This is a genomic window from Pantoea folii, assembly GCF_056678875.1.
In genome coordinates this window covers 642,565-658,140 of the sequence record NZ_JBWXON010000001.1, presented here as the reverse complement: position 1 = coordinate 658,140, position 15,576 = coordinate 642,565, and the positions used below count along the sequence as shown (strand labels likewise).

Annotated in this window: 14 protein-coding genes and 1 pseudogene; 7 read left to right on the top strand and 8 right to left on the bottom strand. The window is 53.4% G+C overall.

What is annotated here, in order from left to right; all coding sequences use genetic code 11:
• The first annotated feature begins 74 nt into the window (after positions 1–74).
• Entirely contained in the window at positions 75–1,034 is a 960-nt protein-coding gene (locus tag AC1MDE_RS03165) for a quinone oxidoreductase family protein (protein ID WP_058960444.1), read from the top strand.
• 33 nt (positions 1,035–1,067) lie between these two features.
• Here AC1MDE_RS03165 and AC1MDE_RS03160 read toward each other — a convergent pair.
• Positions 1,068–1,972, bottom strand: a pseudogene (locus AC1MDE_RS03160) (sulfonate ABC transporter substrate-binding protein).
• A 295-nt stretch (positions 1,973–2,267) separates the two neighbouring features.
• Here AC1MDE_RS03160 and AC1MDE_RS03155 point away from each other — a divergent pair.
• Positions 2,268–4,325, top strand: a complete 2,058-nt coding sequence (locus tag AC1MDE_RS03155; protein ID WP_058960478.1) for an FUSC family protein — start codon at positions 2,268–2,270, stop codon at positions 4,323–4,325.
• 92 nt (positions 4,326–4,417) lie between these two features.
• Positions 4,418–5,113: an aspartate/glutamate racemase family protein gene (locus tag AC1MDE_RS03150; protein ID WP_058960442.1), complete on the top strand. Its 696-nt coding sequence runs from the start codon at positions 4,418–4,420 to the stop codon at positions 5,111–5,113.
• 122 nt (positions 5,114–5,235) lie between these two features.
• Here the strand turns inward: AC1MDE_RS03150 and AC1MDE_RS03145 are convergent, their stop codons facing one another.
• The 6 genes from AC1MDE_RS03145 to AC1MDE_RS03120 all read right to left on the bottom strand — a co-directional run bounded on the left by AC1MDE_RS03145 (position 5,236) and on the right by AC1MDE_RS03120 (position 10,038).
• On the bottom strand, positions 5,236–6,507 hold the full coding sequence (locus tag AC1MDE_RS03145) for an alanine racemase (RefSeq protein WP_058960441.1): 1,272 nt from the start codon (positions 6,505–6,507) through the stop codon (positions 5,236–5,238).
• An 11-nt stretch (positions 6,508–6,518) separates the two neighbouring features.
• Positions 6,519–7,256, bottom strand: coding sequence for an amino acid ABC transporter ATP-binding protein (locus tag AC1MDE_RS03140; RefSeq protein ID WP_034822369.1), 738 nt, complete (start codon positions 7,254–7,256; stop codon positions 6,519–6,521).
• A complete protein-coding gene (locus tag AC1MDE_RS03135; RefSeq protein ID WP_045815500.1) occupies positions 7,253–7,897 on the bottom strand; it encodes an amino acid ABC transporter permease in 645 nt (214 codons plus the stop codon). Before AC1MDE_RS03135 ends, AC1MDE_RS03140 begins: the two co-directional genes overlap by 4 nt.
• Positions 7,894–8,631, bottom strand: coding sequence for an amino acid ABC transporter permease (locus AC1MDE_RS03130; protein ID WP_045833600.1), 738 nt, complete (start codon positions 8,629–8,631; stop codon positions 7,894–7,896). Before AC1MDE_RS03130 ends, AC1MDE_RS03135 begins: the two co-directional genes overlap by 4 nt.
• 50 nt (positions 8,632–8,681) lie before the next feature.
• A complete protein-coding gene (locus AC1MDE_RS03125) occupies positions 8,682–9,506 on the bottom strand; it encodes an ABC transporter substrate-binding protein (protein ID WP_479403286.1) in 825 nt (274 codons plus the stop codon).
• A 139-nt stretch (positions 9,507–9,645) separates the two neighbouring features.
• Positions 9,646–10,038, bottom strand: coding sequence for a RidA family protein (locus tag AC1MDE_RS03120; RefSeq protein WP_058960439.1), 393 nt, complete (start codon positions 10,036–10,038; stop codon positions 9,646–9,648).
• 381 nt (positions 10,039–10,419) lie between these two features.
• Here AC1MDE_RS03120 and AC1MDE_RS03115 point away from each other — a divergent pair, with 381 nt between their 5' ends.
• The 4 genes from AC1MDE_RS03115 to AC1MDE_RS03100 all read left to right on the top strand — a co-directional run bounded on the left by AC1MDE_RS03115 (position 10,420) and on the right by AC1MDE_RS03100 (position 15,289).
• Positions 10,420–11,175: an IclR family transcriptional regulator gene (locus AC1MDE_RS03115; RefSeq protein ID WP_034822379.1), complete on the top strand. Its 756-nt coding sequence runs from the start codon at positions 10,420–10,422 to the stop codon at positions 11,173–11,175.
• A gap of 260 nt (positions 11,176–11,435) precedes the next feature.
• Positions 11,436–12,542, top strand: a complete 1,107-nt coding sequence (locus AC1MDE_RS03110; RefSeq protein ID WP_034822383.1) for an ABC transporter substrate-binding protein — start codon at positions 11,436–11,438, stop codon at positions 12,540–12,542.
• A gap of 158 nt (positions 12,543–12,700) precedes the next feature.
• Entirely contained in the window at positions 12,701–13,912 is a 1,212-nt protein-coding gene (gene zigA / locus AC1MDE_RS03105) for a zinc metallochaperone GTPase ZigA (protein ID WP_479403287.1), read from the top strand.
• 186 nt (positions 13,913–14,098) lie between these two features.
• Positions 14,099–15,289 carry a CobW family GTP-binding protein gene (locus AC1MDE_RS03100; RefSeq protein WP_479400380.1) on the top strand — a complete coding sequence of 397 codons (1,191 nt, stop codon included), beginning with the start codon at positions 14,099–14,101 and terminating at the stop codon, positions 15,287–15,289.
• 1 nt (position 15,290) lies between these two features.
• Here the strand turns inward: AC1MDE_RS03100 and AC1MDE_RS03095 are convergent, their stop codons facing one another.
• The gene (locus AC1MDE_RS03095; protein ID WP_058960437.1) at positions 15,291–15,518 is read right to left on the bottom strand and encodes a hypothetical protein; all 228 of its coding nucleotides are present in this window, start codon (positions 15,516–15,518) and stop codon (positions 15,291–15,293) included.
• Between the last annotated feature and the right edge of the window lie 58 nt (positions 15,519–15,576).

Below are 15,576 nucleotides of genomic sequence, written 5' to 3'. Positions count from 1 at the left end.
TACCAACATATCATCAGCTTCGCTACGCTTTATCTACCGATCATTATTCGTATTCAGCAGTGTGGAGAGCAGAGATGAAAGCAGTCACTTACCCCCAACCAGGAGGTCCAGAGGTTTTACAACTGGTGGATGTCGTTGAACCTTCGATTACTCAGGATGAGCTGCTGGTGGCGGTGGAAGCCATTAGTGTTGAGGGTGGCGATATCATTTCGCGCAATAGTCAGCACTTACAAGCGGGCGAGTCACTTGGCTATGCGGCGGCAGGAACCATTCTTGCCATCGGTTCAAACGTGACGGGATTTAAGATCGGTCAGAAAGTGGCAACGTTTAACTGGCGAGGTGCCTATGCAGAACGTCGCGCTGTCGCTGCCTATAACTGTTTTCCTGTTCCAGATGGCCTGGATGCGCGCATTGCTGCCGCCATTCCGGTGGGGCCAGGCACCGCTGCATGGGCGTTTCATTTAGGTCAGCTGCAGCCAGGCCAAACCGTACTCATTCTCGGCGCGGCGGGCGGGGTGGGCATGGCTGCCGTCCAACTGGCATCCCGCATGGGTGCCCGGGTGATCGGAATCGGTACGCGTCCCGAATCACTGGAAAAATTACGTGAATTTGGCCTCAATGACGCCATTGTGGTGGGTGACAAGCAGGCTGGCGAGCAGGTGCGGGAATTGCTGGGCGGCAATAAAGTGGATTTGCTGATCGATACCATCGGCGGCGCAGCATTGTCAGATGGCATTGAAGTATTAAAAGACGGCGGGTCGGCGGTTCTGATCGGCATTCTCGCTGGACGTAATCAGATGGTCGATGCGGAATATCTGCTGTTGCACCGTATTACGTTGATCGGATGCTTGCTGGGACCAGAATGGGGTGAAAAACAGATTGCCCGCGATTTGGTGAATGAACTGATGGTGATGGCGGCGAAAGGCGAACTGATCGTGCCTATCGATAGTACTTTCCCGCTGGAAAAGGTGGTTGAAGCGCATCAACGAGCAGAAACGCGTGGGCGTTTAGGCAGAGTGTTTATCACTGTTTAACAGTGTGCGGCCGCAAGGCCGCACACGACCTGGTCACTGCTTATCCAGTGACCAGGTCGCACTGCGCACATCCACTTTCACCGGCAACAATCCAACACGGGTGAAGGTATCCGCTAGCGCCTGCTGTTCATCGAACACCTGCGGCGTCATACGCGTAGCGCCATACGGCAGGCGTTTCAACGTGGTCTGCCAGATTGCTTTATCTAACCCGGTCGATTTGGACAGAATCGCGGCAGCCTCATCCTGATTGGCGTTCGCCCAGTCACTCAATTTGCTCAATTCATCCACCACCTGTTTCGCGGTGTCAGGATGGCCTTCGGCAAAGGGGCGGCTGGCGAGATAGAAGGTGTAATGCGGCACCAAACCTGCTGCATTACGGATTTCACGTGCATCGGCATTCGCTTCCACTTCTGCGAGGAACGGATCCCAAATCACCCACGCATCAATCGCGCCTTTCTGGAAGGCGGCGCGCGCATCAGCTGGTGGCAGGTAAACGGGTTTCACGTCCTTATAATTCAGTCCGGCATCTTCCAGCGCTTTCACCAGCAAATAATTCACGTCAGAACCCTTGTTCAATCCAACGCGCTTACCATTCAAATCCGCCACGCTTTTGATCGGCGAATCTTTAGGTACCACGATGGCTTCGGTTTTGGGGTTAGCAGGGGAGTGACCGAGGTAAATCAAATCCGCTTTGGCAGCCTGCGCGAAAGCGGGTGGAGCATCGCCGGTGGCGGCTAAATCGATGCTGCCCACGTTTAGCCCTTCCAGCATCTGCGGCCCGGCCGGAAATTCTACCCAGCGGACATTGATGCCTTCCTTCTTGAAGGTTTCATCCAGCGTGCCGCGATACTTCAGCAGCGCAAAAATATTGGCTTTCTGATAGCCGATGGTCACGGTTTCTGGTTTAGCGGCAAAGGCGTGCGCAGAGAGCAGGCCAAAACTAAGCGCCAACGCGCTCAGAGCAGGAATTTTTGTTTGCATGATGAGTCTCTCGTGGATTTTTTCTCACCATAGCAAAGCGCTTATATAACCAATAAATAACGAATTTCGATCGCTTATAACCTAATTTTTTGTGATCAAGATCATTCACTGTAATCAGCATGTCATCTTGATTTGCATAGATGCCCAGATAATTAGCACGGTAATAATTTGTATAACAAATCAAAATGTCATCTCGATATGCTTCTGTCAGGATAGGCGCTTACGTTGCCTGCTATGGGTTTCTTTCGCTCTATGAAGTGGTTTTCACAAAGCGCAGTGCTGTTTTCTGCCAAAACTTGTCTTGCCGCCTTTCTGGCTTTTTACATTGCTCTGGAACTCAATCTCGATAAACCGGCCTGGTCACTGACTACAGTGTACGTTGCCTCACAACTCTATTCGGGTTCGACCGTATCGAAATCGGTGTTTCGCTTTTTCGGCACCTTGCTAGGTGGGCTGTTTACGCTGCTAATCTATCCCACTACGGTAGAGTCACCGATGCTGTTCAGCCTGTGTATCTCGCTATGGGTTGCCGTGTGCCTTTACCTTTCATTGCATGACCGCACGCCAAAAAGCTATGTGTTTATGCTCGCCGGTTACAGTGCGGCGATCATGGGCTTTCCCGACGTCACGTCACCCTCGGCCATCACCTACACGGTGATTTCGCGTATTGAAGAGATCACGGTGGCGATCATCTGCAGCAGCCTGGTGCACCGCTTAATCATGCCGGTGTCGATGCGCAGTCTGTTGGAGCAAAGCGTCAGCCTGTGGTACCAGAATGCGCGCAAGTTGTGCAGCGAGTTAGTCACGGTGATGCCAGCTGATAAATCGGTGGAACGAGAAGATATTCTGGTGCAGATGGCGAACTATCCTCTCAACGTCGAAACCCTGATTACACACTGTGTATATGAAGGCGATGCCGCGCGACGTCTGGTGCGGTTGGTCAGCGTGCAGTATCAGCACCTCTCCTATTTGATTCCAACGCTGACAGCGATTGAGTCGCGGCTTAATTTGCTGGCGCAGCAGGAAATCCGTTTTCCGGACTATGTTGCAGAGGCATTCCAGCAGTTTTTGTTATGGCTGAACGGCGATGACCAGGTTCAGATTCACGATGTTTTGACCGTTACACAGGCGCACTTGAAGCAGGCCTGGCAGGAGGGGCGGCTCAACAGTGAAGAGAGTATTTTGTTGATTGGATTGCTGGAGCGCCTGCTCAACTTCGTGCGTATCGCTAATGCCTATCACAGCGTCAGCGAGCGCGTGAGTGAGTGGACACCGACTGTCAAGCCGGGAAAAACCGTGCGTGCGCATAAGCATGTCGATAAAGGTTTGCTGTTGCTTTCCTGCTTTACTGCGTTTCTGGCCACCTTCGCCACCTGCTTGTTCTGGATCGGCAGCGGCTGGAAAGATGGCTCGACTGCGCCGATGATGGCGGCGGTACTCTGCTCATTCTTTGCCGGGCTGGACAGTCCTATCGCGCCGATGAAGCTATTCCTGAAAGGCGTATTGATCTCAATGGCGATCAGTCTGCTTTACGTTACCGTGTTGATACCACAAGCGGTAACGTTTGAAGCGATGATCATCTGCCTCGCGCCCGGATTATTTGCGCTGGGATTGGTGATTGCCAACCCGGCAACCAATTTGATTGGCCTGATCGTCGCCACACAGATTCCGGGGCTGATTGGCATGAGCCACCATTTCAAGCCCGATCTTCTGCTTATAGTGAACGCCATGATTTCGACGCTGGTGGGCATTGTCATCGCCCTGGTGCTGACATTGCTTATTCGTAACAAGCGTCCATCGTGGACGGCGAAACGCGCGGTGCGTAAAGGGATTCGCGATCTGCTGCAGTTTATCGCTGCGCTGCGCCTCAACACGGTAACGATGACGGCGCGGCAGCAATTTGTGGCGCGTACGCTGGATAAGGTGAACATTATCTTGCCACGTAAGCGCGTCGATCCATCGCCCGATCTGGTTTCCGGCGGCAATCTGATTGCCGAGGCCTGGCTTGGTGCCAACTGTTACGACTATTACACGCGGCACAAAGCGCTGCTGACCGAGAATGGCATTGAGAGTACGGCGATGTTCCATGAGCTGAGTGTGTTCCTCAAACGCAGGCTGAAATCCCTGCAGACACAGCCCCATTCGGCGTTGTTGCATGAACTTAATCGCCTGCTGCTGGGTTTAGAAGCGCGAACATTACAGGAACAGGCGTTGTTTTCGCCGATGTTCCATCTGTTCAATATCCGCTTATCGCTGTTTCCCTCAGCGCGCTGGCCGGAAAATGCCTCGATTGAGGTTGAGAGTGCCTAAGTGTGCCGCTAACCTGTATTTGAGCGAGAGTCATGCACCAGACTGACAAATCCCGTACAGTGCTGAACAGGCTTGATAAAGGATAATCGCAGATGAAAATGATCGGTTTGATCGGTGGAATGAGTTGGGAATCGACGGCGCTCTACTACCGCATCATCAATGAACAAGTGAAGCAGCAACTTGGCGGATTGCACTCAGCGCGCAGCCTGATGTACAGCGTCGACTTTCAGGAAATTGAGAAGCTGCAAGTGGCGGGGGAATGGCAGCGAGCCGGCGAGATTCTGGCAGAAGCCGCGCGCAGTCTGGAAAAGGGCGGGGCGGACTTCATTGTGCTCTGTACTAACACCATGCACAAAGTCGCTGACCAGATTACCGGTGCCGTGGCTATCCCGCTGCTCCATATCGCTGATGCGACTGCTCAGCGTATTCAATCCGCTGGCGTGAAGCGTGTGGGCTTACTGGCGACGGCATTCACCATGGAGCAGGAATTCTACAAAGGCCGTCTGGCGCAGTCCGGCATTGATGTGCTGGTACCTGATGCCTCGGGCCGGAAGACGGTGCATGACATCATCTATCAGGAGTTGTGTCTTGGCATTATTCGTGAGTCGTCGCGAGCGCGTTATCGTGAGGTGATTGCTGAGCTGGTGGCGCAGGGCGCCGAAGCGATCATTTTGGGTTGCACCGAAATTACCCTGCTGGTGAAGCCCGAAGATGCCAGCGTGCCGCTGTTTGATACCACGTTGATTCATGCCGAGGATGCGGTGAAACTGGCTCTGGAAATAAAATAATTATCCTGCTAATTATTTTGTGTGTTATTATATGCTCATTGAAGGCACAACGTCTGACCCCACATGGTCGTACAGGGATGTGCCAGAACTGGCTGCCAATATGTTGGCAGCCTTTTTTGTGGTCAGAATGCTGTTTCCAGTGAATCTGTGACGCAATAATCGTCATCGACCAGCGGCAGATAGCGCCATTTATCAAATGCAGTGCAGGGATGAGAGATACCGCATCCTACCCAATCACCCGGCTGGAGCGTTTCATCTTCGGGCAATAGCAGATACGCATGTTGATCGTTGACGTCACTGATACGCAGATGGGTTGCCGCGCGCGGTTCACTGCCATCTGCGTTGCGGATCCACAATGGATTGGGCAGATCCTGGTCGAACGGCACATCACGCCGGCCAAAATCGACAAAAGCCAATCCTGGCTCAGGACGAGACAATACCCGCCCCCAAATTTCCAGCGCTGCATCGAAGTGATGGCTCGAACCCGGTTGCGCGAACGGTGCAATGCGCGCATACAAGCCGCTGTCGTGTGCCATATAGGCACCGGAGCGAATCAGTGGCGTCATCGGCAGTGGTAATTCCGCCGCAGTGAAACACTCGGTCACCACGTCAAACCAGGCGCCACCGCCAGCGCTGAGGATGATGTGATCGCTGCTGAAGAGTTGATGGTCTGCCAGCAGTGCAGCGGTGCTGATCATCATCTGACAATACGCTTTCACTCGCTGAATACCGGCTTCATCGCGACCCGCCCCCAGCGCACCTTCATAACCGGCCACGCCCACCAGCTGCAGTGAAGGGCTGTCTTTAATCGCTTCGGCAATCTTGATTGCTTCCTGTTGGGAACGGCAGCCGGTGCGACCACCGCTCACCGACATCTCCAGCAGCACAGAAATCTTTGCATCGCCGAGATGCTGCTCCAGCAATTTTACGCCCTGCAGTGAATCCACATAGCACAGGAAACCGTGGTCGGGATGCTGCTGCTGCCATTGGCCAATCCAGCGAATGCCCGCCGGATCGACCAGCTCATTGGCGAGAAACACATTGCGGATGCCAAACTGACGCAGCGCACGCACCTGTGCTGGCGTGGCAGCACCCAATCCCCACGCGCCACCTTCGCTAATGGCGCGGCGCAAGATCGCGGGCGACATTGAGGTTTTCCCGTGTGCTGCCAGCATGATGCCGTTCTCCTGGCAAAACGTGGCAAGCTGGTGGAGGTTGTTCTGCAGCGCTGATTGCTTCATCACCATCAACGGCGAGAACACTTCATCACTGGTAAACACATTGCTGCCAGGCGTTAACGGCTGGTCGCCAGCTCCCGCTACCGATTTAAACCGTGGCGCAGGTTGTTGGGCTTCCAGCAAACCGTCTGCCTGCAGTGGAAAACGAATCGACATAGTGGCTCCTGTTAGTGCTCAAGCACACGCGATAAGAATTGCTGAGTGCGCGGGTTCTGCGGATTAACAAAGATTTGCTCCGGCGAACCCTGCTCAGCGATAACGCCCTGATCCATAAACACCACGCGATCGGCCGTTTTACGGGCAAAACCCATTTCGTGCGTCACCACCACCATGGTCATGCCTTCACGTGCCAGGCTGCGCATCACTTCCATCACCTCGCCAACCAGCTCCGGGTCAAGTGCGGAGGTGGCTTCATCAAAGAACATAATTTTCGGTTCCACCGCCAGCGCGCGCGCAATGGCGACGCGCTGCTGCTGACCACCGGAAAGCTGTGCCGGATAGTGATGCGCGCGCTCCGCCAGCCCAACACGAGTCAGTGCCGCCATGCCGCGTTTGTTGGCTTCCGCTTCCGACAGTTTTTGCGCTTTAATCAGCGCCAGGGTGACGTTACCCAGCGCGGTTTTGTGCGGGAACAGGTTGAACTGCTGGAACACCATGCCGACATGGCCGCAAATTTCGCTGCTGCGCTTACGGTCATGCAATGGCACTTTGTTGACCCATATTTCGCCGCCATCAGCGGTTTCTAAGCCGCTCATGATGCGCAGCACAGTGCTTTTTCCTGAGCCGGATGCACCAATTAACACCAGCACTTCGCCGGGTGAAACATCCAGACTGATCTCTTTCAGCACCTGAGTGGAGCCAAAGGATTTAGTAATGCGGCTCAGCGTAATCGCAGATTGGCTCATGATATCTGGCTCCTGGTTTGATGATGTTGAACCCAACGTGAAAGCGGGAAGCAAATGGCGAAGTAGAGCAGGGCAACCAGGCCGTAAATCACCACCGGTTGGCCGATGCGATCGACAATCGCCTGGCCCTGATGCATCAGTTCGGACATGCCGATCATGCTGACGATCGAGGTGTCTTTAATCAGCGAAAGATACTGACCGGCCAGCGGCGGCAACACGATGCCACGGGTTTGGGGCAATACCACGCTCATGAAGGTTTGACGTTTGGAAAGCCCGAGAATCCAGGACACTTCCCACTGTCCTTTCGGTACCGCTTCAATCCCGGCGCGGAACACTTCGGCGATATAGGCACCTTGATAGATGCTCAAACCGAGGATCCCGGCGGCAAACAGATTGATCTCATAACCGAAGTAGGCCACGCCGAAGTAGATGAACATCAGCGTGATCAGCACCGGCGTACCGCGAAACAGCTCGGTATAGAGTACGGCGATCTGTTTGGCGACCGGCAATCGGCTGGTGCGCAACACTGCCGCCAGTAAGCCCAGTAACGTGCTGCCGATAATGGCGGCGATGGACAGCAACAGCGTGATACCCAGTCCTTTCAGCAGGATGGGGAAAGAGCTGATGATAAGCTCGCTCATAGCGCATTCTCCTGTTTCACTGGATTAGTCAGCCATTTTTTTGCCCACCACCAGGCGGACTTTTTTACCGGGGTCACCAGCGGCGGGTGGAACATGCGCCGTCCTGCCACCGTGCCCAGCCAGGAGAACAGATTGCTTAGCACCAGATAGACCAGCGCGACCACGCTAAAGGTCTGGATATACAGCAGAGTGCGGGCGTTGATCACCGTGGCGGTGCCGGTCAGTTCTGGCAGGGCAATCGCAGAAAGCAGCGAAGTACCGAGCAGCAGCTGAATCAGGTTGTTGATGATCGCCGGCCATACGGCGCGTGCCGCCTGCGGCAGCACCACGCTGAGAAAGATTTGCCGACGCGGGATGCCGAGAATATAAGCGGCTTCGAGCTGACCTTTTGGCACCGATTGAATCCCCGCACGAAAGGTTTCAGACAAGTAAGCGCCAACGTTGATGCCCAGCGCCAGCACACCGGCGGTAAAGGCACTCATGGTGATGCCCAGCGAGGGCAGCCCAAAGAAGATGATGAAAATTTGCAGCAGCACCGGCGTGTTGCGAATAAACTCGACGTAGCAGTGACTGATCCAGCGCAGGGGAGCAACAGGCGATGATTTCGCTAATGCCGACAATAAACCCAATGCTACCGCCAGCACGAAGGCCAGCAATGTCACCTGCAGTGTCAGCCATGCGGCCTCAAGAAAGGTGTCGGCATAGCGCCAGAGGGTTAGCCATTGATAACTCATGGTTTGACTCCTTCGAACGGCGCGGCATCAACTGCCGCGCCGCACATCAATCAATAATGCGGATTCAGCGGGTAACGTGGCTTGCTACCGAACCATTTCTGATACAGCTGGGCGTTTTCACCCGATGCATTAATCTCAAACAGGAATTCATTCAGATAGTTGGTCCACACCTGATCCCCCTGTTTCACACCGAAGGCGTTATATTCCAGTGGTACCAGCGCTTCGTTGGTCACGGTTAGCGTCGGATCGAGCTTGGCCTGATAGGCGAGGAAGTTGTTGTCTTCGATCATCGCATCGGCCTGACCTTGCTTCACGGCGAGGATCGCGGCTTGCGATGAGTCGTATTCCTGAATTTTCACATCAATACCGAGGTTACGGACTTCATCCCCATTGGTTGAACCCTTCACTGTGGCGATGGTTTTGCCTGCCATATCATGCGCAGATTGAATGCCACTGTTTTTGCGCACCAGCATTGCCTCACTGGCCACCACATACGGGTTGGTGAAGCCGATCTCTTTGGCGCGTTCAAGATTGCGTGTGAAGTTACAGAACACCACATCGACTTTATTGGTTTGCAGATTAGGAATACGGTTGGCGCTGGTGGTATTCACCATCTCCAGTTTCACGCCCATCTCCTTGGCCAGTGCTTTAGCCAAATCAACGTCATAACCATCCGGGTTGCCGTCTTTGTCATAAAAACCAAAGGGGGCAAAGCTCAGGCAGTCACCGACACTCAGCGTGCCGCGTTGCAGTACGTTCTGCAGGGCCGATTGCGGTGCGGCGCCAGCCTCTTTTTTTTCTTCGGTGGGTGTGCAGCCAGCTAAAACCAGTAACGCCAGCGCAGCGGCGCCGAATTTAAGCGATGTTGTGTTCATTTTATGCTCTCTATAAAATGGTTATGAGTCGGCGTAACACCGATATTTCACAGCAAAATGAAAAGCATCAATTAATAACAGGCTGTCCTGGTGTGGGCGAAGAAAATAAAAAATCGTCAGCCTGTTTTAACCGTAATAATTATTTACGATCGGCGCGGAAGCATTTCATATCCACTTCCACTTTGCAGTCGACCACTAAATCCTGCACGCTACAAATACGCGCCGGTGGATTTCCACTGAATATCTCACTGAATACTTTATTAAAGGAACTGAAGTAGCGTGCGTCGGTCAACACCGCCGTGACGTGTACCACATCTTCCACGCGATAACCTGCCTCGCGCATGATGGTCAGGCAATTATCAAATGCTAACTGGGTCTGTTCAATGATACCGCCTTCCACCACTTCACCGTCGCGCATCGGCGTCTGGCCTGAGATATACAGCCAGCCATCGGCCTCTACCGCACGGGCGAAGGGCAACATTTGCCCGCCAGTGCCGGTCCCGCCTTCAATGCCATAACGTTTTATCGTCATGCAAATTGCCTCATTTCTGGAGTAGTTAGTCTGTCCGATATATCAGACTCAAATCTGCAATACCGGATAGGGCAAGATTTGCACAGTGGATTTGCTTTTGCAATATGTGATCGGCTATTTAATTTTTTGTGATGTAGTCGGGATCGCAAAATAAATTTATTGCGGAGCACTCGTTTAATAAGAATGTGACCTTCGTCGAACATTTTTAATGTGAGCGAAAAATCGTTGCGCCAAAATGAGGCCCCAAAATAGATCGCCATAATATAACGTCAGTGACTAATTTTTATTTTTACGGGGATGGGTAATTGTTGCGTTGGGGTGTATGATGCTTTTCTTTTTTCATGTATTCCAATCGCACCAATGCAACAGGGGAGTGAGCATATGCCGGATGAAAAACCGTCACGGGCGCGCGGTGTTGACCGGGTTATTGATATTTTTCGTCAGTTGCATATTGCCCGCCAGCCGATGGCGATGCGCGATTTGATCGATGCCACTGGCGCACCCCGATCCAGCGTTTATGAGTTGGTCAGCCTGCTCAGTGAAGCCGGGCTGGTGGAATTAGATGCAGATGGTGCGGTGTTTTTCGGTCGCGAGATGCACTATTACGGTGCGGATTACATGGCGCATAACGATCTGATCCGGCGCGCGCATCAGCTGATGGTCGAGATTGTGGCGCGCCATGGCGAAACTGTGCAGCTTTGCATGCTGGAAGGCAACAAGTACACGGTGGTGCTGTCCGAGAGCAGCAACGCGCACCCCTTCAAGATCACCTCAGATATCGGTGTACGCGTGCCCATCACCTGGACTGCGACTGGCCGCTTGCTACTCAGCAACTGGTCTGATAGCGCGATCCTCGATTTGATTCCAGAAGAAGATTACCGTCTTGCCAGCGGGCAGATTCTCGATAAGCAGGCGTTTCTCGATGAAATCCACCATGCCGGTAAGCTGGGTTATTGCATGACGGAAGGGCTCTCCGAAAGCTTTACCTGCTGTATGGCCGCGCCGATTCGCTCACGCAGCGGCCAGGCGGTGGCGGCGATCTGCTTTATGGTCAGCCGTGATACGTCGCAAGAGCGTCGGCAGATGCTGTTGCAGGAGTTGATTACCTCCGGGCAGAAGCTGTCCGATTTCACCTGACGCGCATTTCCCTGCTGCGGCGGCTTGCGGGCTGCCGGCAGGGAATGGATAATCCATCTGCCATCTGCCATCTGCCATCTGCCATCTGCCATCTGCCATCTGCCATCTGCCATCTGCCATCTGCCATCCGCCATCCAACCTTTATCACTCAGCATTAATACTCGGTTACAACCCATTGTCCTGGCGTTTATTTTCGGCCCTTAAGGTTGTGTTAAGGTAATTGATAATAATAACTATTCTTTTTACCACGGAGTTTTAGGATGAAAACGCGCCTGCTACTGGCAATGGGATTACTGGCTTCCACGGCGGCTTCGGCTACCACTTACCCGTTAACCGTCACCGATATGGACGGCAACACGCAAACCATCACTAAAGAACCGCAACACATCATCCTGCAGGATGGCCGCGATATTCTGACGCTGGCGCTGCTGGATCGTGATGACCCGTTCAAGCGTGTGGTGGCGTGGAATAACCTGCCGAAGAAACAAGACACCCAAACCTGGGATCTGCTGAAAGGCAAATGGCCGGAAGCGACCAAAATTGTCGATATGGGCTTCAGCGACCAGGGCCAGGTCAATTTAGAAAGCGTGCTGGCGCAAAAGCCCGACATGATGATTGCCCAACTGCGCGCGAAACCGGCGCTGCAACAGTCAGGTGTATTGAGTACGCTGAATAATCTGCATATTCCCGTGGTGTTTGTGGATTATGAACTGCACCCCGCGCAAAACACGGCACCCAGCGTCACGCTGTTGGGTAAAGTGTTGAACCGTGAGAGCCAGGCTAAGGCCTATACCGATTTCTATCAGCAGAGGTTTGATCGCATCACCAAAGGCGTCGCTGAGGTGAAGAACAAACCGACTGTGTTTATTGAGCCGATTGCCGGTAACAGCGATAACTGCTGCTTCACTCACAGTCACAATGGCTGGGGCGGACTAGTCGAAGCCGTAGGCGGTAAGAATATTGGTTCCGAGCTGTTGCCGGGCAACGTGGGCTTTATCGCGCTGGAAAAAATTATTGCGATGAAACCGGATGTTTACATCATGACCGGTTCAAAACGTCCTAACACCAACGTTCTGCCATTCGGCTACGGCGTGCAGCCGAAAGAGGTGAATGCCACTTTCCAGACACTATTGAAACGTACCGGTCTGGCACAGATCGAGCCGGTGAAGAATGGCCGTGTTTATGGCGTGTACCATCATTTCTATAACCACCCTTACAACATCGTGGGGATGGAAATTTTGGCTAAAGACCTTTATCCGCAACAGTTTGCCGATTTGACGCCTAACGCCGACTTCCGCACTATCGTGAAAAAATTCACTAAGTTACCGGATGAAGCGATCGATCTAAGCTATCCCGATAACAAGTAATGCTTTATAGCGGGTCGAAACGGCCCGCTTTTTTTGCCTTAAACAACAAACTTTCTTCGACGCAATGACAACCGTAATTGTTATGTTATAACATATCAATTATAACGTTTGGTGTGGCATGTCACCGCACCTGCACTTGTCATGTTGAAGGAGTTGCAATGTCATCATTATCCCCGAATTTTAAAAAGTTGCCGGTAACTGTCCTCTCCGGCTTTCTCGGCGCGGGCAAAACCACGCTGCTTAACCATATTCTTAACAATCGCGAAGGTCGCCGCGTGGCAGTGATCGTTAACGATATGTCGGAAGTGAATATCGATGCCGCTCTGGTGCGTGAGGGCGGGGCGGAGCTGTCGCGCACCGATGAGAAGTTAGTCGAGATGAGTAACGGCTGCATCTGCTGCACGCTGCGTGAAGATCTGCTGCTGGAGGTAGATCGCCTCGCAAAAGATGGCCGTTTCGATAACCTGGTGATCGAATCGACCGGTATTTCCGAACCGCTGCCGGTGGCGGAAACCTTTACCTTTGCCGATGAAGATGGTCAGAGCCTATCAGAAGTCGCTGCGCTGGACACCATGGTGACCGTCGTGGACGGCTTCAATTTCCTGCGCGATTACGAATCCAACGAGAGCATCAAATCCCGCGGTGAATCGCTGGGTGAAGAAGATGAACGCACGGTGGTGGATCTGCTGGTGGATCAGATTGAGTTCTGCGACGTGCTGATTCTGAACAAAACCGATCTGATTGATGAAGCGGAAAAAGCCCGCTTGCTGGCGATATTGTATTCTCTCAACCCGCGCGCACGCGTGGTGACTTCTGAGTTTGGCAAGGTTGCACTGAAGGAAGTGCTGAATACCGGTTTATTTGATTTTGATGCGGCCTCACAAGCCCCCGGCTGGTTGCAAGAACTGCGCGGTTCACATACGCCAGAAACCGAAGAGTATGGCATCCGCAACTTTGTGTTCCGCGCGCGTCGTCCTTTCCATCCCACCCGCTTCGCCAGCGTCATTGAAGGCGATCTCAAAGGCGTGGTGCGGTCTAAGGGCTTCTTCTGGCTCGCCAGTCGTCCTCATTATGCCGGTTCCTGGTCACAGGCCGGTGGCGTGACGCGTCAGGGCTTAGCAGGCATGTGGTGGGCCAGTGCGCCGAAAGAGCGCTGGCCGGAAGATCCCGAGACGCTGGAATACATCATGCAAAACTGGGTCGAGGGCACTGGCGATGCGCGTCAGGAAATCGTGTTTATTGGTATTGAGATGGATGAAGCCCGTCTGCGCAACCAGCTGGAACATGCGCTGCTGACTGACGAAGAGATGGCGCAGGGCCCGGAAAACTGGGCCGAATATCCGGACCCGTTTGAACCCTGGTTTCACTGAGGAAGATAAACGCGAGGAACCAGGCAGATCGTTGACGGTGCAATGAACTTAGCGCCCGGCCACATATTTCTGCCTGAGCGAAGCGCAGTTCCCCAGCGGGTACTAAGGCAGAACCTGGTTTAACGGAACGGCATGACGCCATGGATGGCAAACCCACGCCGCAACGTGCGGCAGCAAGAGGTCACGATGCAAAAAATCCCCCTCACCATTCTCAACGGTTTTCTTGGTGCAGGCAAAACAACGCTATTAAAAAGTCTGTTGGTTCAGGCGCATAAACAGCAACTCGCAGTCTCCGTCATCGTCAATGATATGAGCGAACTGGACGTCGATGGCGTATTGATTGCCAACACTGAAATCGTCAACGCCTGTAAACACAATTTCATTACGCTCTCGGCCGACAGTATTAGCAGCCGAACGGGTATCGAAAAACTCGATGCCGCACTTGAGTCGATGCTCAACGCACATCGCCCGGATCTGATCCTGCTGGAAACCTCGGGCAGTAGCCATCCGTTGCCACTGGTGCGTTATTTCCGCGATCATGCTGAAGTGCAACTCAATGGATTCTTATCGTTGGTCGACAGCGTGATGCTGAATGATGATTACCAGCAGGGCGAAGCGCTGATTCCTCGTTTGCAGGCCAATCTGACTCGTCACGAGCGGCGCATCGAGAATCTGCTGGCAGAACAAATCATGTTTTGCAGCCATCTGCTGCTCACCAAAAATGATCGGCTGCCGTCTTCCAGCATTACCCGCATTGCCCAGGCCATTCATCCGCTCAATCCCTATGTGGCAGTGATGGCGGTATCGCGGGGAAACCTCTCTCTGAGTGAACTCATGGCGATGCAGCCCTACGATTTCGGGCGGGTCGCGCAGTTAATTGAAGAATTAGCGGATGAGGTGGATGCCATTGATCCCGGTGCGTGGCAAATGACTTCCGAAGTGATTCACGACGATCGTCCATTCCATCCACAGCGATTGTGGGATACCTGCCACCACTTTATGGGCGCGGGCATCTATCGCAGCAAAGGCTTTTTCTGGTTGCCGACGCGGGATGACCTGGCACTGTTATGGAATCAGGCCACGGGCAGCATCAGTCTGGAATTTATCAGTTACTGGAAAGCGGGAATTCTGAATCATCGTGATAGTCCGCTTACTGCTGAGGAGCGCGCGGCGGTCGAACAGGCAGTGGCAAAAATGCCGGGGCGATTTGGCGATCGGCGCTGCAGTTTAACGGTTATTGGTGAACCGGATGAGGTGAAAGCCTTCACCGTCGCCCTGAAACGCTGCTTTCTCAATGAAGAGGAGCTTGCATGGTGGCAAAGTGGCGGCGAATTTGCCGATCCCTGGCCGCAGCGCGTGGCGCGCGTATCCGCCTGAGTTAGCCCGCCAGCGCACGCATTTGCGTACAGAACGGACACTGGCAGCCGGATACGGGCTTTAACAGCGCCGCATGCACTTCCGCCGTCGCCAGAGGCTGTGTCAAATCGACGTTGGCCACTGCGGTATCCGGTTTTTGCGCCAGTTTTAACGTATCAATCTTTGCCTGAAAGGCACCTGCTTTTGCCGATGCTATGGCGATAAGTAACAGAGGAACAGTGCTCTTCATCGCAGCAACCTCAATGAATGATTTGAAATGTGACGATATAACATTAACACGAAGCTGT